A 25,842-nucleotide genomic window follows, 5' to 3' on the forward strand; every position below is an offset into this window, starting at 1 on the left:
AAGGGATAGCCTTTGCCATCCCTATGGCTATGATTAGAATTTCTCAATCACAGTACGACTGATAATTTCATCCTGAACTTCTTTACATAATTCAACGAAGTAAGCACTGTAACCTGCAACGCGAACAATCAAATCACGATACTTTTCAGGCTCAAGTTGTGCTTTTTTCAGTACTTCATTATCAACATAGCTAAATTGCATTTGGCCATTACCCAGAATTGAAGCCGTTCTTAATAAGGTAATTAAACCTTGGCGCCCTTCATTGGTATCTAATAAGCCTTTCAGGAATTTGAAGTTATGAACCATACCAATATTCATGGTTTCAACATTCATCTTACTGATTGATTTGATAATCGCCGTTGGACCATGCTTATCAGCGCCTTGTGTTGGGCTGATCCCATCTGATAATGGTTTCCATGCGAAGCGACCATTTGGCGTCGCTGCAGTTAATTCACCAATTGGTGTGTTGTTAGAGATAGACAGCGTTCCGTGGCTCAATGTGGAGTAGAGCATTTTATATTTACGACATTCACGCTCAGTCCATTCCGTAATATCTAACGCATATTGGTCAACTACATCGTCATCGTTACCAAATTTCGGTGCATTTAAGCAGTCACGTAAAAGCTCGTCATGGCCTTCAAAGTTAGCTAATAACGCATCACGGATTTGCTCTAAGGTGTATTTTTTATCTTCATAAACAAGTTTGCGAATAGCCGCCATTGAATCAACGTAAGTTGCTAAGCCAGAGAAGATAAGACCTGGGCCATGATTAACCATCGCCCCACCCGCCGTGACGTCTTTACCTTGTTCCATACAACCTTCAACCAGCAGAGACATTAATGGTTTCGGTGCAACATCACGGTGAACACGTTGACTGATCACCGTACCAATAGCAGATAAACGAACGATATGTGCCACTTGCTCTTTTACAGCGCGATCAAAATCTTCATAAGTACGCAAGTCGCGTAAATCGCCTGTATCTAAACCTTGATAGCTATCAAACAGCACCATACGACCACGATTTAATACAAACTCAATGGCGATAGGCCATTGGGTATAACCTGTTGATGTCCACTGATAAATACGACCTGATTTTTGTGGCTCAACACATCCCATCAAGCAGTAGTCACGCGCATCTTCAAAATCAAAGCCTTTACGTAACATCATTTTGATATGTGAATCATCGAAATGACACGCAGGGAACCCCATACCGGCTTTCACCACATCAACAATTTTTTCCATATATTGTTGTGGTGATTGGTTATGAATACGACATGCGAGTGATGGTTGATACACTTTCACAAAGCGCACAGCATCCATAATTAAGTAAGTTAAATCGTTACATGCATCGCCACCAGAACGTTTTTGTCCGCCAATGGTTAAGTTGATAAATGGTTGATAACCTGCGAAATATTTCGCACCTAGCTCACTCGACATCCACATTAACTCAGCACATTTGATGATAAAGGCTTGCATCATTTCTAGTGCTTGTTCACGCGTTAAACGACCGGATTTGATATCGTTTTCATACATTGGGAAGCAGTATTGGTCTAAACGACCTAAAGAAAGACCCGTTTGGTTCTCTTCAACTTCAAACAGTGACTCTACTGTCCAAATGCTTTGCAGTGCTTCTTGCAGTGTTTTTGGTGGATTAGCAGGTACATTTTCGTTGACTTGAGCAATCGTCAGTAACTCTTCACGACGCTGTGGATCACTCTCTTTTGATGCTAATTCACGCGCATGTTCTGCAATGCGATGTGCATAGGCAATCACCCCTTCACAGCTTTCAATAGATGCTTTGTAGAAGTAAATACGATCGATATCAGCAGGATTGTCCATGCTTAATTCAGCGAGTTTTGCTTGTGCATCTGCTTTAATACCGTTCATGCCTTTAGTGAAAAGCAGTACGTCATAACCTGGGCAAGTATCGCCACCACCATTGATTTGGTGATAAGAAAGGTCACTGACAAAAGTTTCACCACTAAATTCCCATACACCCGCTTCGCGATATTGCGCTTCACAGATCTCATCTAAAGAACGACCTTCCCAGAATGGAACAATCTCTTCACGAATGACTTTTTTATCTTCTTCTGAAATTTGGAATGGATCTTGTGGACGCGTGCTCATAGTATCGAGTTCATCACGAACCCAGCGCCATGCAATATCAGGAGAGAAAGCACCAGCACGCGGTTTTCCACAAGGATGTCCAACAATCAGTTCTTCATCTTGAATTAAGATAGGTGCGGTTTCACATGCGCGACGGAATGCTTTAGCGCGCAGTAAAATAGGGGGTAACCCTGGGTTATTACGGACAATTTCAGTAAATGCTAATGCTCTATAAATAGAGACGCTTGGACGCGCTTCTAAATAGCGATTACGTAAACGTTGTAAGCGAGGTGTTAAACCTTCCATTACTTTGAATTCACCTGCATTCGCGCTTGGTGCAACAAAGTTTGCAGAAGGTGCAGCGTATTGAGGCTGTGAATTCGCACGACCATTATATAAACGTACTTGTAGTGAACTGTGTAAGCTTGACAAATTGGCGCGCGCTGATAATAACATTTCTGATAATTCGTTAATGCTGATACGAGGATCGTTGATATCAACACCCTGCGTCATTGCATCAAACATTGGATAACCATCAACTTCTTTGGTTGCACGCACTTCTGAAAGCTCAGCTAATTTCAGCCATACACTTTCAACAATTTCATACGCTTGTGCTTGCGTTAAACGCCCCTGGTCGATATCACGTTGATAGAAAGGATAAAGTGCTTTATCAAATCCCATTGGATTAACGGCATAACTACCATTTTCCAGATGTAAGACTAATTGCAATAAATAGAATACTTGAACCGCTTCTTTAAAGGTTTCTGCGGGTTTTGCCGGTACTTTACGTAATATTGCTGCGCTATCTAATAATTCGGCTTTACGGTATGGATTACCTTCCATTGCAGCCAAATTCTCTGCTTTTGCAGACAGAAGTTGCGCAAAATACAGTGCTGCATCACATGCATAAATCGCTGATTTACAATAATTAGCTTCATCCATACTGCTACGATTTACCGCACTACCAATGCTTCTAATTCTCTCTTCAAGCTGTGCTTTGATAGCTAAGAAACCTTGGTTTACCACCAGCATATAATCAGGTGATGCAACGCTATTGTTAATACTTAAGAAACGGTAGATAGAGTCACTACGCACTTCTTCTTCAGTGTGAAAAATCGCACCGCGTGGTGTTGATGACTGACTGCCGATAATCAGTTCATCTTGTGCTATATAGCTTGGAAAATGACGGATAAAATCATAAAAACGTTGCGCAGGTTTAATTGCTTGTGGAACACCCGCAATGCTGTTGTCTAATGAATCAAAAATTGTCGCGCGCTCTGTACTGATTGAGCTATTGCGTGAAACTAAACGTTCTGCCAGCATTTTTACGCGTGGCGTCAAAGAATATTTGGCCATGTGAGGCTCTCCTGATGTTCTTTACTTGACCTAATCGGTATTAATTTGGTTGAGTACTAACTGTGTGATACACCGGCAAATGCCTGACGATACAATGTTTCTAATTGGTGTGTGTTCACGTCACGCGGATTTGTCGGCGTACAGCTATCTCGTAAAGCCTGTCCAACCATTTCCGTTAAACGGGCATAAAAGTCCGCTTCACTGACACCGGTATCGCGAATACTCTTCGGCATACCCATTTCATCTTTCAATACATTAATGGCGACGATTAAACTGGTTACCCCTTCCTTTACGGTGTTAGCCGGAAGTCCTAAGCTTTGAGCAAGGTAGGCGTAACGTTTTGCAGCTTCACTATTACAATCACCATGAAGATTGGCGTTAAAGGCAACGACATGTGTCATCAATAACGCATTTGCACGACCGTGAGGAACGTGAAATACACCACCTAATGCGTGAGCAAGACTGTGAGTAATACCCAGCGAAGCGTTAGTAAATGCCATCCCCGCAATACAAGATGCGTTATGCATTTTTTCGCGAGCCATCAAGTTGTCACCTTGATGATGGCAATCAATAAGATGACCAAAGACTAACTTGACGGCTTTCTCTGCCATCGCATCAGAAAAATCAGATGCTGCTTTAGAAACATACGCTTCTAGTGCATGACAAAGAACATCCATACCTGTATCAGCGGTAATAGCTGGTGGCACAGATTTCACCAACTCAGGATCGAGAATGGCGACATCAGGCAACATAAACTCATCAACCAAGACCAGCTTTTCACTGCGTGATTTGATCACAGAAAAAGAAGTCACTTCAGAGCCCGTACCACTCGTGGTTGGGATAGCAATAAATTGTGGTTTTGTTCTGTTGCTCTCTTTACGGGTATGCCAGAGGGAGTACATAACGGCTTTTGCGGCATCAATCACTGATCCACCACCGAGTGCGATAACCAAGTCTGGATAATGAGCATCCATGATCTTCATACCACTCACGATGGCTGAAATATCCGGATCTGAAGCAACATCATCGTAAATTTGGAACTCGATACCTCGTTGCATTAACTTATCAGTGACTTTATTTGCAAAGCCAAACTTCACCATTGCTTTATCTGTCACCACAAATGCGCGGCGGGCAGTTAACCCAGAGAGAAAATCCAGTGCATTGGCGCCAAACTGAATTTTGGGTTTTATCAGAAACTCACTCATGTCGTTATTACTCCTTACTGTCCCGATAAACCTTCTCAACAATGGCAACCACTGACATCGCCTTGTAACGATCTTTGTTCAGTGCAAAGTATTCTTCAGCCAACACAACATCGTTGATACCTGCACCGACACTGTCCACAGCAACATAGGTTTTGTTTTTCAGTGGGTTAAGCTCATCATCTAAGGTGGCTATCATTAATAAATTGCTACCTTTCAATTCTGGGCTTTTTTGTGTCGCTACTACGTGTCCGATTACCTTTGCGAGGATCATGGTTTATATCGCCTTATATCAATGAGTTATTTACTCAGACGTCCGAGAACTTCCTTGATAATGCGTTCCACGTTTTCTTCGGTAATATCACCTTGTTCAATCACTTGTTGCGCACACGCACTGACCGTCGTTGCATAAGGAGATGTACCAAAGCGATCATCACCTTGAGTTTGGCGTTGTGCCGTAGCACATTCAGCATGAACAGGGGTTAAAGAAGGTGAACGAAAACGGTCATCATCAAGAATGCTGGTCTGGTGATTTGCGCTAGAAACAGCACAAGCAGAAACAGCAGGTTGAGTAGCTTCTTGTGCTAAGGGACAAGGTTGTTTCAACTCTTCAACAGTACGCACGCCATAACCTACTTTACGAATATTCAGTAGATTCATTGGGCCAACGTTGTCAGAGCTAGAACCACCTCCAACAGCACCGCAACCTAAAGTCAATGCAGGAGTAATATTCGTCGTTGCACCGATACCGCCTAATGCTGCAGGGGTATTAATCAAAATACGGTTAACGGGTTTTTCTAAAGAGAACTGACGAATAACATCTTCATTTTTGGTATGAATAACTAAGGTATGACCTAAACCTTCGTTAGTCAGTAACTGCACCACGCGATCACATGCTGATTTCCAATCTTCTTCGATATACATCCCTAAGATTGGGCATAATTTTTCGCGTGAATACGGATTTTTTGGTGAAACAGTATCTTGTAATGCGATTAATACTCGCGTATTTGCCGGTACGCTAAAACCTGCGCGCTGACTTAAATAAATCGCATCTTTGCCCACAACGGCTGGATTAATCGTACCGTTAGCACGCAATAACATTGAAGCCACTTTTGTTGCTTCTTCGTCATTCATAAAGTAAGCACCTTGCGCTAATAGCTCGCGGTGAACTTCGTTATAAATGCAGCGCTCAACGATAATGGATTGCTCTGATGCACAGATAACTCCGTTATCGAATGTTTTACTGGTGATGATATCGCTCACTGCTTTTTTGATATCAGCACTACGTTCGATAAAAGCAGGACCATTACCTGGGCCACCACTGATGGTTGGTGTACCTGATGCATAAGCTGCACGCACCATCCCTTCACCACCAGTTGCTAAAATCAATGACACATCTTTGCTGTGCATTAATTCTTTTGTCGCTTCCAGCGTCAGTAATGTCACGCCATCAACAATACCTGCTGGTGCACCGGCTTCTAACGCCGCTTTTTTAACAATTTCTAACGCACGGAAACTACACTGTTTTGCATTTGGATGCGGAGAGAAAATAATCGCATTACCTGCTTTCAGTGCAATTAGGGTTTTATAGATAATGGTTGATGTTGGGTTAGTTGAAGGGACTAACGCCGTGATAACACCTAAAGGCACGCCAACATCCATGACTTTTTTCACTTTATCGTCATTAATAATGCCAACGGTCTTCATGTCTTTCATATGTTCATACACACGCAATGACGCGAAGGTATTCTTCAGAACTTTGTCTTCCCACTTACCAAAGCCTGTTTCTTCATTCGCCATTTTCGCCAGCTCTTCTGCATGACGAGCGGCTTCAAATGCAATGTGTTTTACAATACTGTCGATTTTTTCCTGCGAAAATTTAGCATAAACAAGTTGTGCATTTTTCGCGTTACGAACTAGCTCACGAGCCAGTTGTCTGGATTGCAAATCTTTATCTAATGCAACCATGTCTTCCCCCATACAGGAGTTAAAAAATTTAGCTGAATAACTTATTTCTTTGCTTTACAGCACGCCTGAATAATCAGGCTTTGTGCTGTTGTGCGATTTTCTCGATATCGTTATGCGGTCTTGCGATAACACGAGAAGTCACTACTGTGCCGATACGTTTTGCCGCTTCAACACCTGACTCAACCGCTGCATTGACTGCACCGACATCGCCTTTCACCATTGCTGTCACTAAACCTGAACCGACGTTTTCATAACCAATCAGTTCAACATTGGCTGCTTTGCACATTGCATCTGCAGCTTCAATGCAAGCGACAAGACCTTTGGTTTCAACTAGACCTAGTGCTTCTTTCATATTTATTTCCTTCGTTATTCAGTCACTTTGTACTGGGCAACGATTTTTTGAATATCGTTATGTGGACGAGCGATGACTAATGAAGTCACAACAGTACCAACACGTTGAGCAGCTTCTAAGCCAGATTCCACAGCGGCTTTAACGGCACCTACATCACCTTTCACCATTGCAGTTACTAAACCTGAACCCACATTTTCGTAGCCGATTAACTCAACATTTGCCGCCTTACACATCGCATCAGCGGCTTCAATACAAGCCACCAGCCCTTGAGTTTCAATAAGTCCTAATGCATCACCCATACGTTCTCCTAAGGCAGAAACTATGCCTTGTGTTTGATAACAATCTTGTTGATGTCATTGTGAGGACGAGCAATCACGAGCGATGTAACAACTTCACCCACGCGTTGTGCTGACTCCACACCTGAATCTACTGCAGCTTTCACTGCGCCTACGTCGCCTTTCACCATCGCAGTCACGAGACCTGAACCCACATTTTCATAGCCAATAAGTTCAACGTTCGCGGCTTTACACATAGCGTCAGCGGCTTCAATACATGCCACCAGACCTTTGGTTTCGATCAGACCTAATGCATCACCCATTTTCATTTCCTCCGAGAAGCCGTTTAACGGTTTACGTTTGCCCATTGTGTCTGCGTGGTGATTTTTTAAAACGCAGACGTTGGTTTCAAAATCACTATAACGTGTAAAAACGAAAACAAAATATAAATCCATAATATTGATGCATATAGAATTTAACTCTGTAATTTAGTGTTTTTTATCTCTATATTTATGCTTTCATGCTGTTAGTTTATTTTTTTCATCGTTATAAATTTATTTGTTTTCACAAAAAATAGATAAAAAAATAGGCAAATTAACTTTGTTAGAAGGATGTTGAAAAGGTGAAAAAAGGCAGTACATATCGACGAAAAAGATGTGCGGAATATCACTGATATTTCAAGGTGAGATCAATAATTGAAAAAGGCTAAATCAAGTCTATATACAAATCGTGCTCTTTTTTGTCATGACTTCTTTATCAAAGCAAATATTGATGCGCTTTGTATCAGTGGCAAGACATAGGATCACTATTACTACGCTCCATTCAAATAATCAGCAGACAACCTGCAAAGAATAAGCGGATTAAACCGTTACTTGTTGATGAGCAAAGTGAGTGAACCTCACTGTTATCAATTTTAATTACTGTCATTCAACTAAGCCGATAAGCACGAATAAAAACAGAAAGAGGAGAGTTATAACCGAAGGGAATTGAATCAAAAGGTGACTATCATGCACCACCTTTTGATAAAAAAACATGAGGTAATACATCAAAATTAATCGAATTTACTACCCGGTTTTAAGGTACAAATATAGAGTGGTGAATTGAGCGAACTTAATAGTAATGTTTTCTCGTTTAGCTTCTGTGCATTAATAAATAACCCATCATGGCTGTCTGACATTTCACGCATAAAATAGTCAAAAATCACATCAGGTGACTCATCAATTGAGGATGCGCTCGACTCCCATTGGCTAACAAAATAGTGACGCTCTGTAGGGGAAACACGTTTGGTTGTATAATCAAATTTCACATAACGCTGTAAATACAACCATCCTGCTTTTGACGTGGTATAACCTTCAACAACAATTGACCCTTTACCATTGGCACCAAATGAAAAATGAATATTACCATTCACATTTTCATCTTCCATATTTTCAAAACGCATAATGCCTTTGGTTGAACAAACCATGACACCTTCATTTTTAATGGTTAATAATCTTGTTGCTGCGTAAGTAGCGACCAAGATAAAAATCAGGGCCGATAAAAAACATAAAAGTTTCCCTGAGATTTTCATTAGTATTTCCAAGAATAGTAAAAGTAGTTGTCACAATAACTAAATGGATTATCTTCGTTCTTAGCACAGTGCGCTAAAAATACGCGCCCCAATCCATTTGTTTGTAATTTATCACCATAAAAGAAAACAAATCGCTCCCCCTTCACACACTGTAAATTAAGCTTCTTTCTTACCGCATCAAAATTACGAACATAATTATCACTTACCGAGGAATTAATCATGGCTTCATTAGAAAGTAACTCACAATCATTATGCGTTAATGGTGTCAGTGAAATGGGTTTTGATTGATGTTGATTAAAAAAGACGATCACCGCAATAAATATCGCACCTAACAGAAAACCGATGCTGGCTAAATACCAACAAATTTCTGGTTTCTTTGTTTTTTGTGACACATCTTCTTGCGTGGACTCTAAAGGTATTTCAGTTTGCGTTAAAGGTGTCACTGTCTCAACCGCTATTTGGTTTTCATCTTTAACTAAAATAGGCGCTTCTTCATTTGTTTTAGTTGAAGGTAATAGCGTTGAATCATCAATTAACTCAACTGAAATATCCGGATTAAACTCTAATCGTCCTTTCGCAATGGTAACAATGATATTTTCAATACCATAATGGCGAAATGTTTTTCGTAATAAACTCAAATATTGGTTTAAATTACTGTTTGATGATACTAATCCATTATCATCCCAAACACGTTTTAATACTTCATCACGATTAACAACTCCAGGATGCTGAATAAAATAAAAGAGTAACGCATTTGCTGTAATAGAAAGATGTGTATCAACACTCTCTTTTTCTAAAGATATCGCGCCATCCGTTGCGTCGTAATAAATTAAGGCATTTATTTTGTATTTCATTGTGCCCTCATTCATCCTGATTAAAATTACTGATTTTCTGTGTTTGCTATATAGTCAAATGTCATCTCAGATAATCTTTCTACTAATGCGCTACGCTCGTCTTGTGAAATCGTAGGGCCTTCTGTTAATTCAGATAACCAAAGACCATCTGCGGCATAACGAATTAATGTACCTAAATAACTATTATCTAATTTATCGCCTTTAGCTAAATGACCTAACATCCAATCTCGCCAGCACTTACGCATAATAGGTTCGTTTGGCATGGCTAAAGACAGTATGGCTAATTGGCGACTCTCGTCGGACTGTTTTAAATCAGAAATATAAGTTAAATACGCGCGAGAAAAACGCCCTACTTCAATAGGATCATTTTCCATAATAACTGCAATACGACTATCCATAATACCTAATAGCCGTTTAAATACTGCCTGCACTAATTCTAATTTTCCGGGGAAGTGATGAAGTAGACCACCTTTACTTACCCCAGCTTCTTTTGCTACTGCATTTAAAGAAAGAGAGGCTATTCCTTCATTAGCCACAATAATGCTTGCCGCTTCCAATAATTGCTCTTGAACTCGGATGGGGTCTTTTTTTCGGTGATGCGCAGTCGTATTCATGCATAGGATAATACCGACCAGTCGGTATGTTCCTTATTGATCAAAATCAATCCCTTTTAGACTCGTACTTATTATATGCAAATAATGCAGTTGACTTCACATTCCTTTATTTTTAATCAAATTTAATTTAAAAATTTAAATTAATTTACAGTTTTGACCTAGATAGATAAATTAATAAATTGAAGATAAGTTAAATTTGACTTTTATCAAAAATAAAGAATTAATTTATTATTTTATTTAAAGTAAAAAACCAGAAAAATAAAGAAAGCAAACCTCCAAGATTTCTTTATTTGGAATTAAAGTTAATATTATTTTCTACTTTAAATTTATATTAAATAGATTTAATAACATCATCAACACATTATAAAGGATCCTAGCATCAAACAATTTCAGCGTGTTAAATATAAAAAACCTCCTTTAAATAAAGAAGGTTTTTAATTAGTAAGGTTATATAATTAAATACTGGCGTTTAATGCCTGCTCTAAATCGGCAAGAATATCGTCAATATGCTCAATACCAATCGATAAACGAATTAAATCTCGTGAAACGCCTGCGCATTCTAATTCTTCATCATTTAATTGGCGATGAGTGGTCGATGCTGGATGACATGCTAATGATTTGGCATCTCCAATATTCACAAGGCGAACAATGAGTTGTAATGCATCGATAAATTTTGCACCCGCTTCAGCGCCCCCTTTAATACCGAAAGAGAGAATGCCCGCTGGCTTACCTGACATATAACGTACCGCTAAATCATGCTCTGGGTGATGACTTAAACCCGCATATTTAACCCATGCCACTTGAGGATGATTTTGCAAATACTCTGCCACTTTCTGTGCATTTTCAGTGTGGCGATCCATACGTAATGCTAGCGTTTCTAATCCTTGTAGAATTAAAAAAGCATTAAATGGCGACAGTGCTGCGCCAGTTCCACGCAAAGGTGCAACACGACATCTTGCTATATAAGCAGCAGCACCAAAGTGCTCAACATAATTTACTCCATGATAAGAAACATCAGGTGTATTTAATATTTCAAAACGATCTTTATGTGCAGCCCAAGGGAACTTACCAGAATCAACAACAATGCCACCAATCGAATTGCCGTGGCCACCAATATATTTGGTTAAAGAATGAATAATAATATCCGCACCATGTTCAAAAGGGCGGCATAAATAAGGTGTAGCAACGGTATTATCGACAATCAAAGGCACACCATGGCGATGAGCGACATCTGCCAATGCTTGAATATCGACAATATTTCCACTTGGATTTGTGATGGTTTCACAAAATACCGCTTTTGTTTTGTGGTTAATTAATGCTTCAAGGGCAGCAATATCATCATGAGGAGCAAAGCGTGCTTCAATACCAATACGAGGAAAAGTGTGCGCCATTAAGTTATAAGTACCACCATAAAGCTTAGCGACAGAAACTATATTGTCACCCACTTGTGCAATTGTTTGGATTGCATAAGTAATAGCGGCCATACCCGATGCTACGGCAACTGCCGCAATACCACCTTCTAATGCTGCAACACGTTTTTCTAATACGTCATTGGTTGGATTCATTATACGGGTATAAATATTACCGGGCACTTTTAAGTCAAAAAGATCCGCACCATGTTGCGTATCATCAAATGCATAAGATGTTGTTTGGTAAATAGGCACAGCAACTGCTTTTGTGGTTGGATCAGGTGAATAACCGGCGTGAACAGAGAGTGTCTCAAGTTTCATAGCAATTCCTTTTTTGTTGCATTTGTTCTTATCGTATTACTTAACATATCTTCTTTATTGGAGATGTTCCAAGTGTAACTATTCAGTTTATAAGTAATATAGATAAGCTGATATTTTCTTCATCGCATAGTGAAAAAATTTCAACTTACACAAATGTTATTTTTAAAATAGAATTTCTTGATCCAATAACCTCTATTGACGTCAATATTTAACTTAAAACTCCTCTATTTTATGTCATTTAGCCATTTTAAATCGTTTTATCGTTTTTTGGCGAGTTGCTAACCAACAAATTAAAGATCCCCCTGTCACCATCATTACACCTTGCCAAAATGAGAAAGAGAGTGCGGTAGACAAGAGTATTGATGAAAATGCAGTAGAAATAACAGGAGTAAAATAAGAAAGTGTCGCTAATAAGGTCACATTGCCTCTGATCATGCCAATTGTCCAAGCCGCATTTGCTAGCCCAATAGCAGCACCCGTTATTAATAATAGTGTGATACTTTTTGTAGTCACGATCCATTCTACTGGTGCTGAAAATAGATATTGCCCCCACAATGCAAGTGACGTTAATAAAAAGAAAGGTACAATGCCATTATTCCCGCCAGACATAAGACGAGTTAAATTACTATAAAACGCCCATAAAATAGCCCCTGAAAACGCTAATATGTAGCTTAATGGATTACTTTGAATATTTTCCCATAAACCATCAACTGTCAGCGGATTATCGCCACTAACAACCCAGACTAATCCACTAAATGCACATAATAATCCGATAATCAGTAAAATAGAGAATCGCTGCTTATTAAGTATGACTGCAAGGGCTAACGTAAAACTAGGCCATAAATAGTTAACCATTCCTAACTCTATGGCTTGTATTCTGTCTGTTGCAAATCCTAAAGCCAGAGATAAACACACTTCATAAGTGACAAATAATAGCCCACCCCAGAAAAGATAGCGTTTAGGAAAGTGTGATAACTTAGGCATACCTAAAATAAAAATAAGAAAGAGTGTGCCTGTAGTATAAATCAGTGCAGCCCCCCCTACGGCACCAAAATACTCACTAATATTACGAATTAATCCAACAATGGTGCTCCAAAGAAGAATAGCAACAATGCCATATAACGTCCCTTTTGATGAGCTAGATATCATTTTGTGCCTTCAGATTTAAGATTGTGCCATTAGCGCCGATATTAAAATAAAATCAGCATAATTGCTTTAGCCATTTTTATACAAAAAAATAAAAAAAACTTGAACACTGAAACATTTTGTTACAATTAATATCAAGTAGAAAACAGATTGACCTACTCCCATAGGTAGTAAAAAAAGTATCATCAATTTTATATTTTTAAAATATGCCTTTTAATTTCAATTTAAAATGAATAAATAATATTTCTATTTTTTTATTCAAATATTAATTTCAATTTTATATTTGAATAAAAAAGAAACCAGATCATCTCTATTGAACATAAAAAGTGTTATTTTTTGTATCCTTTTATGAATAGTTTCGCTATGAAATATATCATATGAAACATCATCTTATAAGTATATTTACAGAGTCCTTTTAAGACGTTCTTTATTAGAGACGCATGGCGAAATAAAAACAAAAAATAAAAATTCATTAAATATCAATATGATATGTGACATCAAAAAAATCATTAGATAAAATAATATATTACTCCACTTTTTAACGCTAGCTATTACCGATAGTTATCAAGATATCAATAGATATCACCTATAAAACAAGCTAAAAACGATCGTTTAAAACGATTTCTCTATTTTTTTTAGCACATCTATAATTTTTGAAAATTTGACTTAGGTGTGAATATAACTGTTTTATCGTTTTTACGATAATTGCGGTAATCAGCTCTCTGTTAAATATATAAACAACCTTACGTTACACGTCTAAAAAAATAATTTACCCCCTTTTATTCTCTATTTAAAAATAGGGAATAAATAGAGTTAACAATTAACTTAATATATTAAGTTAATTGTTAGATATATATTTAAAACATAGGAATAATTAATGAAAAAGTTATTATTGTCTGCAATTATCACTTCTGCAATGGCAATTATTGTAGCACCTGCATTTGCAGAAGACACCGGCACGCCTGCGCCAACAGAAGTCACCGTCAATGGCGGTACTGTTAATTTTGAAGGTTCTGTTGTTAATGCAGCTTGTGGTGTTGATAGTAGCTCAGCAAACCAAACTGTTCGTTTGGGTCAATTCCGCGTTGCCGAATTTACTAAAAAAGGTGATGAAACAGGTCGCATTCCTTTTAGTATTAAATTAAATAACTGCGATATTACCGTTTCAACATTAGCCGCTATTACTTTTAATGGTACAGCCTCTGATGGAGATGCAAACGCATTTGCATTGCAAGGTAGTGGTGCCGCGACAAATGTAGCATTAAAAATTACTGACTCAAGCAGTAAAAATGTTATTCCGGGCCAACCATCAACAACTCAAAAGTTAATTGAAGGCGAAAACCAATTAAATTATAACGCATCGCTTGTTTCAACTGATGATACTGTTAAGGCAGGTAGCGCAAACGTTACCACAAACTTTATGGTCACCTACTCTTAATTGCTCATCATTTTTGATTGATATCTGATTGCCAAGGACGGCATATTTTTATCAAAAATATAATTGCCCTATATTCACTACCTAATATATTTTTATTATGAAAAAAATACTTATATTCCTTACTATTTTTCTCTTTCCATTATTATCTTATTCTAATGGTGTTTCATTAGGTGCCACACGTATTATTTATAATTCAAATATTAAACAAACTAACCTTGTTATTACTAACTCAGATAAAGAAAACAATTTTTTAATTCAGTCATGGGTTTCTGATAATAAAGGCGTTAAAAATAATGATTTTATCGTCACTCCCCCTTTATATATTCTTGATGCTAATAAAGAAAATGCATTAAGAATTATGTATACCGGTGCACCATTATCTGAAGATAGAGAAAGTTTATTTTGGATGAATGTAAAAGTAATCCCTTCATTACAAGATGAGCTAGCTAAGGAAAATACACTACAAATCGCAATACAGAGTCGAATAAAACTTTTCTATCGCCCCGCAAATTTGCCTGCTTATAATGAAAAATTTGCAAATGAGATTTCTTTTTCTTACCAGAATGGTGAGCTTATTGCGAATAACCCAACGCCTTATCATATAACCATGGTGAATTTAGCGGTAAAAGATAATCAACTTCCTGCCAGTATCATGATAAATCCGTTATCTCAATTAATGTTAGGAAAAATAAAAAGTAATGCAAACCTCATTTCATTCCAAACAATTAATGATTATGGCGCACAGACGGCTGTATTAAAAAAAGAAATTTCTCATTAAAGATTACATCAGCTCAAAGCTTCTTGGTCAAAAAACATGATTAATAAAAATACAGTTTATTTCTTCTTTTCTGGTGCTATTACTATATCAATGGCTTTGCCATTTTTAGCACACAGTGCAAACCGATTTAATCCTGCATTTTTGGCTGACTCTCCCGATTCTGTCGCTGATTTAAGCTATTTTGAAGCCGGAAATAGTATCAAACCCGGCGATTACCCTCTTGATATTATTTTTAATAATGAATATCTGAGAACAGAGAACATTCATTTTATTAACCAAGATAAAAGTGTAATTCCTTGTTTAAATAAATCTTTTTATCAATCATTAAATATTAATACTAAACTATTTTCTGATATTGAAAGCGCCTTAGATAAACAATGTATTAATATTGAAAACATTATTCCCGATTCAGTTGTTAATTATGATATTGAGAAACAAGCATTAAAAGTTCAAATTCCTCAAGCAGCTTTAGATCTTAAAGCACGTGGTTATATTCCACCAGAGAAATGGGATAACGGTATTACTGCGGGAATATTAAATTATACCTTTAGCGGTGCCAACAGTTGGGGAAATTCTCATAATAATAGTTACTATCTAAATCTACGTAGTGGGATCAATATTGGCGCTTGGCGATTAAGAGATTATTCCACTTGGCATTCATCGAATGGGAAAAACCAGTGGAACCACATCAACACCTATCTTCAACGCAATATTGTGTCGTTAAAAAGCCAATTACAAATTGGCGATAGTTATACGTCATCAACACTTTTTGACAGCATTAATTTCCGAGGTATTTCCTTAGAAAGCGATGACACCATGTTGCCTGATAGCCAAAGAGGTTTTGCCCCTATTGTTAGGGGAATAGCGAATAGTAATGCCAAAGTCGTTATAAAACAAAATGGCTATGTTATTTACCAAACCTTTGTTGCACCCGGAGCATTTGAAATTAAAGATCTCTATCCAACATCAAATAGCGGAGATCTCTATGTTTCTATTGAAGAGAATGACGGCAGTAAACATGATTATGTTGTACCGTATTCTGCCGTGCCCGTTTTACAGCGAGAAGGTCAAAAACAATTTGTTATTCAAGCAGGTGAGATCCGCCAAAATAACCAAAATAAAAAACCACGCTTTTTACAAGGCCATCTGATTTATGGATTGCCTTATGACACAACTGCATATGGTGGGGCTTTAGTTAGCGCTGATTATCAATCTTATGCACTTGGTGCCGGTAAAAATATGGGCTCCTTAGGCGCATTATCAACAGATATCACTTTTGCTCATAGTAAACTACCTGATAATTCGACATCAGAAGGTTACTCTTTACGCTTTCTATACGCGAAATCACTTAACCAATTTGGTACTAATTTTCAATTATTAGGCTATCGCTATTCTACTTCTGGATTTTACACACTAGAAGAGACACTCAACACGCGGATGTCTGGCTATCTCTATGAAGATAATCAACAAACACCTTCACGTTACTTTGATTTGCGTAATCATAAAAAAGGCAGTCTCCAGATCAATTTATCACAACAACTTGCCGATTATGGCTCTGTTTTTATGACAACACACTGGCAAAACTATTGGGGAACAAATGAGAAAAATGTTTTAGTTCAAACGGGTTATAACGGCAATATCAAAGGGCTTTCTTACAACATTATTTACAGTTATAACCGTATGATGAATAGTGGAGAACGGGATCAAACACTCTCTCTTGGCGTTTCTATTCCGTTACAACTTCTTATGCCTTCAGGTTATCAGCCCATCAATAGTGCTTATCTCACTTATAACTACAGCCATAATAATAACGGTTATTCTGCTCATAATGCAGGTGTTGCAGGCACATTGCTTGACGACAATACGTTAAATTACAGTGTTCAACAGGGATATAGCAATCAAGGTGGCAATTATACGGGAAGTGCTTCTCTTGGATATCAAAGTCGCTATGGCAATTTCAATGCCGGTTATAACTACCATCAAGATGCTCAGCAACTCAATTACAGCCTTGCAGGTGGCATGCTGTTACATAGTGAAGGGATCACATTAAGTCAGCCATTAAGCTCAAATACCATTTTAGTTGATGCTGGCAAAACAGCAGATGTCCCCATTGATAATGCCACGGGAATTTATACTGATTGGCGTGGATTCGCGGTTATTCCCTATGCCACAGCTTATCGCCAAAACAAAGTTGCCCTGGATACCACGGCTCTCCCTGATAACATCGAAATTGAACAAAATATTCAGCAAGTCATTCCTACTCAAGGTGCGGTTATTAAAGTTAACTTTGACGCCAAAACAGGATATCGATTATTACTGACATTAAAACAACAGGGGCGACCGCTACCTTTCGGTGCTATCGCTACCGATAAACAGAATCATCTCTCCGGTATTGTAGGGGATGAGGGTTTACTCTACCTCTCTGGCGTACCTCACTCAGGCCTATTAGATGTTCGCTGGGGCAATGGATCATCTAAACATTGCCAAGTGAACTATCAATTACCTATTGAACAACACAATGAGCCCTTTGTAAAAATGACACAGGAGTGCCAATAATGCGCAGATTAATGCTTGTTTTGGCTTTATTGATACTTTCCATAAGCAAAGGCAATACTTATGACACTTTGATTCAAATTAATGCCCGAGTGACCGGCAACACTTGTACAGTAGAAACTAACTCAAAAACAATTACGGTGAAACTAGGTAATATTGCGACGAAAGATTTCACTTCAACGACAATTACTCAACAACGTACACCTATTATCCCTTTTAGTATTAAGTTAATAGATTGCCAACCCGAAGCCAGTGGCGTGAAAGTCAGCTTCAAAGGAACACCTTCTGCATCGGATAATACATTACTTGCCGTTAATCAGGATGGTGCTCAAGGTATTGCTATTGCGCTTATGGATAAGTCAGGCACCCCTATTGCCATCAATGAAAAAAGCCAACCTTACCTGTTATTACCTAATCAAGATAATACCTTGCAATTCTATGCCCGCTATGTCGCGACACATCTACCTGTTAGTTCAGGGCAAGCAAATGCGACTACGACTTTTTTACTGGAGTACCAATAATGAAATATTTCCTTTCTTTCTTATCATTACTGGTTTTTTTAGTGTTTATTCCTGAAAAAATGGTATGGGCAGTGGCTGATCCTCTTATTGTATCACCTGTACCAATGAGTTTTGATGGTGCAGCGGACGGAACACCAGCCGGTACACCAATCACTTCAACATGGATTGGGGAAACATCTGTTCATAATGGTTTTAAATGTGAGAATAAATTTCTACAAAAATGTTGGGTTGATACACTCTATGCTAATGCGTTAGGTTCAAAAATAAGTGGGATCTACTATTATGAAGGCAGTAATCGATATCCTGTGTATGCTCTTGCTGGCGTAAAAGGTATTGGTTATGCCTTTGGGTTAAAAGATAATAATGACAATGTTTCTTATGTACCTATTGATGTCGGCACAGGCTCAAGTGCGACGATTATTTATCCCGCAGCAGGCTCAACAGTAAACAAAGGCGTAGACCGCGTCTCATTAAAAGCAAAAGTCGTCTTTGTCGTCACTGATGAACACTTAGAAACTGGCGTTTATAATATTCCTTACACCGTAATTGCCAATACTTGGTCTGAATACGGAGGCGCTCATAAAGGAAATAACACATCACTTGTCGCAATAAATCCTGTAACAATCACCATTAAAGCTCGTGGCTGCACAGTCAATACCAAAAACCTAACCTATAAATTAGGTGATATCTCAATGAGAGAGATGAGTGCTGTTGGTTCAACCTCCAAAATACAAACAAAACCCATTTCAGTGACTTGTGATACCAATGTTCACTTGTACGCCAGTATGACCGATCAATCTACCTATTCTAATAATACAGATATTCTCACCTTAACATCAGATTCAGATGCATCAGGTATCGGTATTCAATTTTTCTTTAATGATACTCCTACCCCCGTAACTTATGGACCTGACATTAGTGCAACGGGACAACCTAACCAACGTTTACTTCATATAACAACATCTAATAACGAAAACTACACATTAAACCTGTCAACTCGGTATATCACGACTGGAACACTAAAACCTGGTAAAGCAAACGGGTTAGCCAGTCTGACTTTTTCTTATCAATGATGATTTGAATTTTTAAGGCTGATAAATGATAGATAACAGCAAAACCATTAATTTTCGTATAGGCCAGCGAATACGCCATTTACGAAAAAAATTAAAATATTCAGGTACTTTATTCGCTAAAGAATTAGAGATAAGCCAACAACAGCTTTCTCGTTATGAACGAGGAACAAATAGGATCAGTATCGAATTAATTTATCGTATCTCTGAGAAATTTGATGTTCATATTAGTTATTTCTTACAAAGTAATCATATTTCAAGTATTGAACAACGAAGAAAAACTCAAGAAAAAAATAATCGGTTAATTGCCGAAAGCTGTATTAAGAATGATTTTAATTGAACGTAGTCTATTTACTCTTTTTCTTATTACTGACTATCTTTTACTTCTCTTTATTTTTAATTAAATAAAAATGTATTCTTTTCTGTTATAAAAAAGCCACCTTAACGGTGGCTTTAGGGTAAGAGTTAAAGGTAATTAACGTCCGGCTTTTAATTTTTGGTAATAGCTTTCGTATAATACAGTTGCATCACCCACATCATTTTGCCATTCACCTTTATTAATAATTTCTTCTGTTGGATAAAGAGAATTATCTTTAGTGATCACATTTGGTAGTAATTTTTGAGCTGCAAGATTTGGTGTTGGATAACCAATGTTTTCAGCTACTTTTGCTGCGATTTCTGGACGCAATAAGAAATCGATAAGTTTATGAGCGCCTTCGACATTCTTGGCATTAGCAGGGATCGCTAAGCTATCCATCCAGAAAATGCCGCCTTCTTTTGGCCACACCATTTCAATAGGTGCGCCTGCATCACGAGCAATAAATGCCGAGCCATTCCAAATCATCCCTAAATTAACTTCCCCTTGCATATAAGGGTTAGCTGGATTATCTGAATTGAATGCTAATACATTTGGCATCAACTTTTGCAGCTCTTTATAGGCTTCTTCAATCTGTTTAGGATCAGTTGTATTGCCCGAATAACCTAATTTCAATAATGCCATTTGGAAAACTTCACGGGCATCATCCGTTAATAATAAACTATCTTTATATTCAGGTTTCCATAAATCAGCCCATGAAGTAATGCTACTCACATCCACTTCATCGCTATTTATACCAATCGCAGTCGCACCCCAAATATAAGGAATGGAGTAGTCATTTTCGGGGTCGAATGATTTATGTAATAAACTAGGATCGAGATTATCAAAATGAGTTAATTTTGATTTATCGATTTTTTGTAGCATTCCTTCATGACTCATCTTAGAAATAAAATAAGTAGAAGGAACCACCAAGTCATAAGCACCCTCTTTATAGGTCTTTAACTTGGTATACATGCTTTCATTAGATTCATAGGTGGAATAAATCACCTTAATCCCAGTTTCTTTCGTAAACTGTTCAAGCAAACCAGGCGGCACATACTCCGTCCAGTTATAGAAATATAATGTCTTACCATCATCAGCCGATGCTGTGCCGATACTTAATGCCATTACGCTGGCAGCAAGTACTGAGGACCACTTTTTCATTTATGTTTCCTTCAGTGGTTGATGCGTTAATATCAAATAGGCAGCGAGCCTACCTCCAACAGATTGGTCTTCAAGACCCCAAAAAGTGCGAGAAACTCGCACTAATACATGTTTACGCTTTGTCAGTTCTGTCTCTTAAGATCAGTTGACTAATTAATACTAATACTAAGGATAGACCTAAAAGGATAGTTGCAAGCGCATTCACTTCTGGCGAAACCCCCACTTTTACCATTGAGTAAATTTTCAGTGGTAAAATTTCATAACTTGGCCCCGTCACAAAAGAGGAAACTACGACGTCATCCATGGATAACGTAAAGCTTAATAACCAACCTGAAGCTACTGCTGGCATTGCTAGTGGCATAATGATTTTACGTAAAATAGTAAATTCACTCGCCCCTAAATCTTTAGCCGCTTCCAACATTTTCACATCAAACCCACTTAATCGTGAGTACACCGTAACCACAACAAAAGGCAGACAAAATGTAATATGTGAAAATAAAAGCGACCAAAATCCTAACGAAACACCTAGGATCATAAACAGTACAAGCAAAGAGATCGCCATAACAATATCCGGCGACATCATCACAACAAACAGCATTCCACCCACAAATTTTTTGCCACGAAAACGGTAGCGATAAAGCGCAACTGCTGCTAATGAGCCAATTAATGTCGCAAATGTCGCAGAAGTGACAGCCATTGTTAATGAATGCCCAGCAGCTTGAAGCAGACTGTCATTATTAAATAAAATGGTGTACCAATCTGTGGTAAATCCTTTCCAATTAATCCCGAAACGCGATGAGTTAAAAGAGTTAACTATCAGAATGATGATCGGGATATAAAGATACGCGTAAATAATGGACATAAATCCACCACGCAATAACCGTCCTATCATTCTATCTCTACCTTCTTATGCAGTAACTTCACGGCTCGGTAATACACAAACAGCATTAATCCCATCACCAATGTTAAACAAATACTTGTGGCTGCACCGAAAGGCCAGTCACGAATATTTAAGAATTGGCTCTTAATTACGTTACCAATTAATAAATTTTTCGCGCCCCCCATTAAATCAGCAACAAAGAATAACCCCATTGCAGGTAACATCACGAGTAAACAACCCGCAATAATGCCTGGCATTGTTAATGGAATAATAATACGAATAAAGGTTTGAAATTTATTAGCCCCTAAATCGCGCGCTGCTTCTAAACAAGGTTTATCTAACTTTTCAATGCTGGAATATAGCGGTAATACCATAAAAGGTAGCAAAATATAAACCAGCCCCAGTACCACGGCTTCTGGGGTATAAATAATTCTGAGTGGTTTATCAATAAGTCCAATCCACAGCAGAAATTCGTTAAAATAACCTTTTGTACTTAAGAATATCTTTAATCCATAAATACGAATAAGCGAGTTTGTCCAAAAAGGCACAATCAATAAAAACAACATTAATGGCTGTATTTTCTTAGGCATTTTTGCAAGGAAATAAGCAAAAGGATAACCTAATAATAAACAAGCTAATGTTGCGACCACCGCCATATTAATAGAATGCAGTAACACTTCTGCATACATAGGATCAAATAAGCGATAGTAGTTATCGAGTGTAAAGACCATCTCGACAAGGTTGGCATCATCACGTGTTAAAAAACTGGTCGCAATGATCATGATATTCGGCAAGAAGACGAACACCATCAACCAACCCACAACACCAGTAATTACGATGTTTTGAAATAGTTTACGTGTTTTCTTCATCTGCCAGCACGACCTCCCAGCTTTCAACCCAAGTTACTGCAATTTTTTGGTCTAACGAGTGATCAACATCTGGATCATCTTCATTAAAGAATTCACTCACCATCACCACCTTGCCATTTTCCATCTCAACAACAGAATCTAGCGTCATGCCTTTATAGTTACGTTCACGAACATAACCAATTAGCCCAGGAAGATTTTCAAGATCGTGAATTTCTTCAACCCGGAGATCTTCAGGTCGAAGTAATACTTTGAGTTTCTGGTTTTGTGTCACAGGTAATGTGGTATAAATATCACATTCATGACCTTCAACATCAGCACGAATACGCGTTTCATCAATACGATGGAGTACACGCGCATCAAAGATATTAATTTCACCTATAAATTGCGCAACAAACAGATTTGTTGGCTCTTCATAAATTTCACGCGGAGTACCATCTTGCTCAATACGCCCTTCACGCATTACCACGATCCGGTCTGACATGGTCAGCGCCTCTTCTTGGTCATGAGTTACGAAAATAAAGGTGATCCCTAATTTACGTTGTAAGGCTTTTAATTCATTTTGCATCTGTTTACGTAATTTGTAATCCAGTGCAGATAATGATTCATCAAGCAGTAAGACCTTTGGTTTATTCACAACAGCACGCGCAATCGCAACGCGCTGTTGTTGTCCACCCGAAAGGTGTGCAGGACGGCGTTGTGCGAAAGCTTCAAGTTGCACCATACGCAAGGCTTCTTCAACGCGAATATTAATCTCGTCAGCAGGTGTTTTTTGCATACGAAGACCAAATGCGACGTTTTCAAAAACAGTCATATGTGGGAAAAGCGCGTAACTTTGAAAAACCGTATTTACAAAACGTTGTTCTGCTAGGATATCCGTAATATCTTGTCCATCAAGGATAATTTGCCCATCATCAACGTCTTCTAAACCCGCAATTAAACGCAAAACCGTCGTCTTACCACAGCCTGAAGGACCGAGGATAGTTAAAAACTCGCCATGGTTGATAGTGAGATCGAGGCGGGAAATAATTTGTTTTCCGTCGAAACCTTTACTTAAGGATTTTAATTCGACAACTGGTATCAGAGATGTTTTCTCAGTCATTTAAGGTAATACTCTATCCCGAAGAATAATGCAGATAGAACCGCCACTGGAAAAGACTGTGTGAGCTGCCGGAGCATTATGCTCCACAGAAGCCCAAAACCAGCGACGCCGTATGTATAGTACAAGCGGAAAATGATAAACGCAGTGGCGTGAAATTGAAAGCAAAAAGGTGCTTAAACAATGAAAAACTATTCATATTTAAGTTTTTCATCATAAACTATGCCCTTTAGGATTTATGCTAAAAACACAATAAAATCAAAATGCTATTAATTTATATAAATAGTAAAAACCAATTAAGTTTATGATTAAATAAATTTTCTCTTAGAAGTTGTCTAATCGCCTTATTTTCCTATAAATACTTATTAGCTCGTTTATTTGTAACACTATTTTTTGTGTCGTTATTCATACAAAAAGTTAATTAAATTACGCTTATTTTTATATTTTCATCTTATTATGATGATAAAAACTTTATATTTCATAGAGATAAAATTTAAATAACACCTCCTCATATTTAGGAGGTGTTAAAGGAATTAATGTTATTGTACTTGATGACGTTTTATTAATTTTTTTAAATACAAAATTGCGTTATTCACATTGGGTAAAGGGCCAATTTTGTCATTTAACAGTGGAAAAGTACCTGTTCTAATTAATAAATCACGCATTTGTATCGGCGTTAACACTCTGTTTGTATGCTTTTTATACCAAGATTGGATCACCGCTGCGGCGCCCGCAACTAAAGCACTCGCTGACGATGTGCCACTAAAATTAGCCGTATAAGTATGATTATCATCACTTCTAAACAGATCACCATAACCTGCTGTTGCAACGTCTTCTCCCCATGCTTGTACATGAATAGGTGAACCGTGCGTTGAGAAAGGTAATCGATTTAATGTATAGGGTGAACCCGCTCCAACACGTATTGAATTATTATCATGACGTTGTCGATAACTTTTATAAACAGGCAAATCTAGATCTACCCCTCCATTACCTGCGGCCATAATCACAATGATCCCAGCATCTGTTAATGCACGAGTTGCTTCCCAAATATGCATTTCATAATCTGCGGGTACGTAAGCTTGATGTTCACAAATTGTCTGCATTTCATATAAAACAATATCACCGGCATGTAATATACGTTTACTCGCAATAATCGCATCAATACGCCCACAAGTTAATTCAGAGATGGCATAAAACATATCTAATTTATAAGCGAGTCCGGTGATCCCTTTACCATCATTTTTTCCCATAATTAAACCCGCGACCGCAGTACCATGATCTGCCTGACTGGTTTTTTCATTAAATGGTAATAATGACGTAATATTATCCGTTGATAAATCATGATGAGAAAGGTTGAAATCCCACTCAATATCAGCGACTTGTACCCCTTGCCCATAAGCGTCTTGCTCCCACGCATCAAAAACACCCAACCCTTTAATTTTATTGATATTTATTGTTTTTTCTGGTGTGTTTAAGTATTGCTGATATTGAGAAAAGTCAGGTGTTATATTAGGAGGTTCAATAGGCTGTATTGGCACCATTTGTACATATTCAATATCAGGGTGTTGTTGTAATACTTTAATCAATTCATTTAAAGAATAATGATTATTCTCTGGTAAATTAAGGTAATAATATTTATTTAGATCATTAAAATTTATTGAAATAGAATCAATATAACTTTTAGGTGGTAATTGATGAACAGATGATACTATTGGAACTAAAGATATATTAGTTAAAAGAGGATGATATATTTTATGAAACCCAGAAAATAATAGAGTTTTATTATCATAATCAAGATTTTTTACTTTTATAAGTATCTTTCTTTTAATGTTCATATTCAATGCTCCTTTTTTTATTTTTTTGCTTTATAGCGTAAAATATTGAGCAGTGACTATTTTCATTTTTAATAGAGATAATACAAATAAGTTACTCTATAAAAATAAAT

General features: G+C 37.7%; 23 protein-coding genes. 6 read left to right on the forward strand and 17 right to left on the reverse strand.

Features of this window, described 5'->3' with window-relative positions; genetic code table 11:
• Positions 1-33: 33 nt before the first annotated feature.
• The 12 genes from cutC to yddG form a co-directional block, all read right to left on the reverse strand.
• Complete coding sequence (gene cutC / locus QSH13_RS13450; protein WP_196544329.1) at positions 34-3,462, reverse strand: choline trimethylamine-lyase; 3,429 nt, start codon at positions 3,460-3,462, stop codon at positions 34-36.
• Between the two features lie 56 nt (positions 3,463-3,518).
• Positions 3,519-4,667, reverse strand: a complete 1,149-nt coding sequence (locus QSH13_RS13455) for a 1-propanol dehydrogenase PduQ (RefSeq protein WP_109398325.1) — start codon at positions 4,665-4,667, stop codon at positions 3,519-3,521.
• Positions 4,668-4,674: 7 nt separating this feature from the next.
• On the reverse strand, positions 4,675-4,938 hold the full coding sequence (locus QSH13_RS13460) for a EutN/CcmL family microcompartment protein (RefSeq protein WP_004245867.1): 264 nt from the start codon (positions 4,936-4,938) through the stop codon (positions 4,675-4,677).
• A 26-nt stretch (positions 4,939-4,964) separates the two neighbouring features.
• Positions 4,965-6,632 (reverse strand): acetaldehyde dehydrogenase (acetylating), encoded by a 1,668-nt coding sequence (locus tag QSH13_RS13465; protein WP_109398326.1) that lies wholly within the window; start codon positions 6,630-6,632, stop codon positions 4,965-4,967.
• Positions 6,633-6,705: 73 nt separating this feature from the next.
• Positions 6,706-6,984, reverse strand: coding sequence for a BMC domain-containing protein (locus QSH13_RS13470; protein ID WP_006536328.1), 279 nt, complete (start codon positions 6,982-6,984; stop codon positions 6,706-6,708).
• Positions 6,985-6,998: 14 nt separating this feature from the next.
• On the reverse strand, positions 6,999-7,283 hold the full coding sequence (locus tag QSH13_RS13475) for a BMC domain-containing protein (RefSeq protein ID WP_006536329.1): 285 nt from the start codon (positions 7,281-7,283) through the stop codon (positions 6,999-7,001).
• A gap of 20 nt (positions 7,284-7,303) precedes the next feature.
• Entirely contained in the window at positions 7,304-7,582 is a 279-nt protein-coding gene (locus tag QSH13_RS13480; RefSeq protein ID WP_004249182.1) for a BMC domain-containing protein, read from the reverse strand.
• Positions 7,583-8,310: 728 nt separating this feature from the next.
• Positions 8,311-8,829 carry a FidL-like protein gene (locus QSH13_RS13485; RefSeq protein WP_109398327.1) on the reverse strand — a complete coding sequence of 173 codons (519 nt, stop codon included), beginning with the start codon at positions 8,827-8,829 and terminating at the stop codon, positions 8,311-8,313.
• The gene (locus QSH13_RS13490; protein ID WP_109407053.1) at positions 8,829-9,683 is read right to left on the reverse strand and encodes a transcriptional regulator; all 855 of its coding nucleotides are present in this window, start codon (positions 9,681-9,683) and stop codon (positions 8,829-8,831) included. The genes QSH13_RS13485 and QSH13_RS13490 overlap by 1 nt, the downstream gene beginning before the upstream one ends.
• 26 nt (positions 9,684-9,709) lie before the next feature.
• The gene (locus QSH13_RS13495) at positions 9,710-10,297 is read right to left on the reverse strand and encodes a TetR/AcrR family transcriptional regulator (RefSeq protein WP_109398329.1); all 588 of its coding nucleotides are present in this window, start codon (positions 10,295-10,297) and stop codon (positions 9,710-9,712) included.
• 455 nt (positions 10,298-10,752) lie between these two features.
• Positions 10,753-12,027, reverse strand: coding sequence for a bifunctional O-acetylhomoserine aminocarboxypropyltransferase/cysteine synthase (locus QSH13_RS13500; RefSeq protein WP_286039278.1), 1,275 nt, complete (start codon positions 12,025-12,027; stop codon positions 10,753-10,755).
• Positions 12,028-12,261: 234 nt separating this feature from the next.
• The gene (gene yddG, locus QSH13_RS13505; RefSeq protein ID WP_109398331.1) at positions 12,262-13,176 is read right to left on the reverse strand and encodes an aromatic amino acid DMT transporter YddG; all 915 of its coding nucleotides are present in this window, start codon (positions 13,174-13,176) and stop codon (positions 12,262-12,264) included.
• A gap of 874 nt (positions 13,177-14,050) precedes the next feature.
• On the opposite strand from yddG, the gene QSH13_RS13510 reads away from it, so the two are divergent.
• From QSH13_RS13510 to QSH13_RS13535, 6 genes are all read left to right on the forward strand, one after another.
• The gene (locus tag QSH13_RS13510) at positions 14,051-14,611 is read left to right on the forward strand and encodes a fimbrial protein (RefSeq protein WP_109398332.1); all 561 of its coding nucleotides are present in this window, start codon (positions 14,051-14,053) and stop codon (positions 14,609-14,611) included.
• A 97-nt stretch (positions 14,612-14,708) separates the two neighbouring features.
• Positions 14,709-15,389, forward strand: coding sequence for a fimbrial biogenesis chaperone (locus tag QSH13_RS13515; RefSeq protein ID WP_286039279.1), 681 nt, complete (start codon positions 14,709-14,711; stop codon positions 15,387-15,389).
• Positions 15,390-15,425: 36 nt separating this feature from the next.
• Entirely contained in the window at positions 15,426-17,945 is a 2,520-nt protein-coding gene (locus tag QSH13_RS13520) for a fimbria/pilus outer membrane usher protein (protein WP_286039280.1), read from the forward strand.
• On the forward strand, positions 17,945-18,463 hold the full coding sequence (locus tag QSH13_RS13525; protein ID WP_196544527.1) for a fimbrial protein: 519 nt from the start codon (positions 17,945-17,947) through the stop codon (positions 18,461-18,463). The genes QSH13_RS13520 and QSH13_RS13525 overlap by 1 nt, the downstream gene beginning before the upstream one ends.
• On the forward strand, positions 18,463-19,536 hold the full coding sequence (locus QSH13_RS13530) for a fimbrial protein (protein ID WP_235376022.1): 1,074 nt from the start codon (positions 18,463-18,465) through the stop codon (positions 19,534-19,536). Before QSH13_RS13525 ends, QSH13_RS13530 begins: the two co-directional genes overlap by 1 nt.
• Before the next feature lie 25 nt (positions 19,537-19,561).
• Positions 19,562-19,873, forward strand: a complete 312-nt coding sequence (locus QSH13_RS13535; protein ID WP_072064475.1) for a helix-turn-helix domain-containing protein — start codon at positions 19,562-19,564, stop codon at positions 19,871-19,873.
• 135 nt (positions 19,874-20,008) lie between these two features.
• On the opposite strand, the gene potD is transcribed toward QSH13_RS13535, so the two are convergent.
• The 5 genes from potD to QSH13_RS13560 form a co-directional block, all read right to left on the reverse strand.
• The gene (gene potD / locus QSH13_RS13540) at positions 20,009-21,052 is read right to left on the reverse strand and encodes a spermidine/putrescine ABC transporter substrate-binding protein PotD (protein WP_006536345.1); all 1,044 of its coding nucleotides are present in this window, start codon (positions 21,050-21,052) and stop codon (positions 20,009-20,011) included.
• Between the two features lie 112 nt (positions 21,053-21,164).
• Complete coding sequence (gene potC / locus QSH13_RS13545; RefSeq protein ID WP_109398337.1) at positions 21,165-21,944, reverse strand: spermidine/putrescine ABC transporter permease PotC; 780 nt, start codon at positions 21,942-21,944, stop codon at positions 21,165-21,167.
• Positions 21,941-22,801 (reverse strand): spermidine/putrescine ABC transporter permease PotB, encoded by an 861-nt coding sequence (gene potB, locus QSH13_RS13550; protein ID WP_023583058.1) that lies wholly within the window; start codon positions 22,799-22,801, stop codon positions 21,941-21,943. Before potB ends, potC begins: the two co-directional genes overlap by 4 nt.
• Positions 22,785-23,900, reverse strand: coding sequence for a spermidine/putrescine ABC transporter ATP-binding protein PotA (gene potA, locus QSH13_RS13555; protein WP_286039281.1), 1,116 nt, complete (start codon positions 23,898-23,900; stop codon positions 22,785-22,787). Before potA ends, potB begins: the two co-directional genes overlap by 17 nt.
• A 536-nt stretch (positions 23,901-24,436) precedes the next feature.
• Complete coding sequence (locus QSH13_RS13560) at positions 24,437-25,732, reverse strand: S8 family peptidase (RefSeq protein ID WP_109398339.1); 1,296 nt, start codon at positions 25,730-25,732, stop codon at positions 24,437-24,439.
• Between the last annotated feature and the right edge of the window lie 110 nt (positions 25,733-25,842).

Source organism: Proteus faecis, from assembly GCF_030286765.1.
Lineage (GTDB): Bacteria > Pseudomonadota > Gammaproteobacteria > Enterobacterales > Enterobacteriaceae > Proteus > Proteus faecis.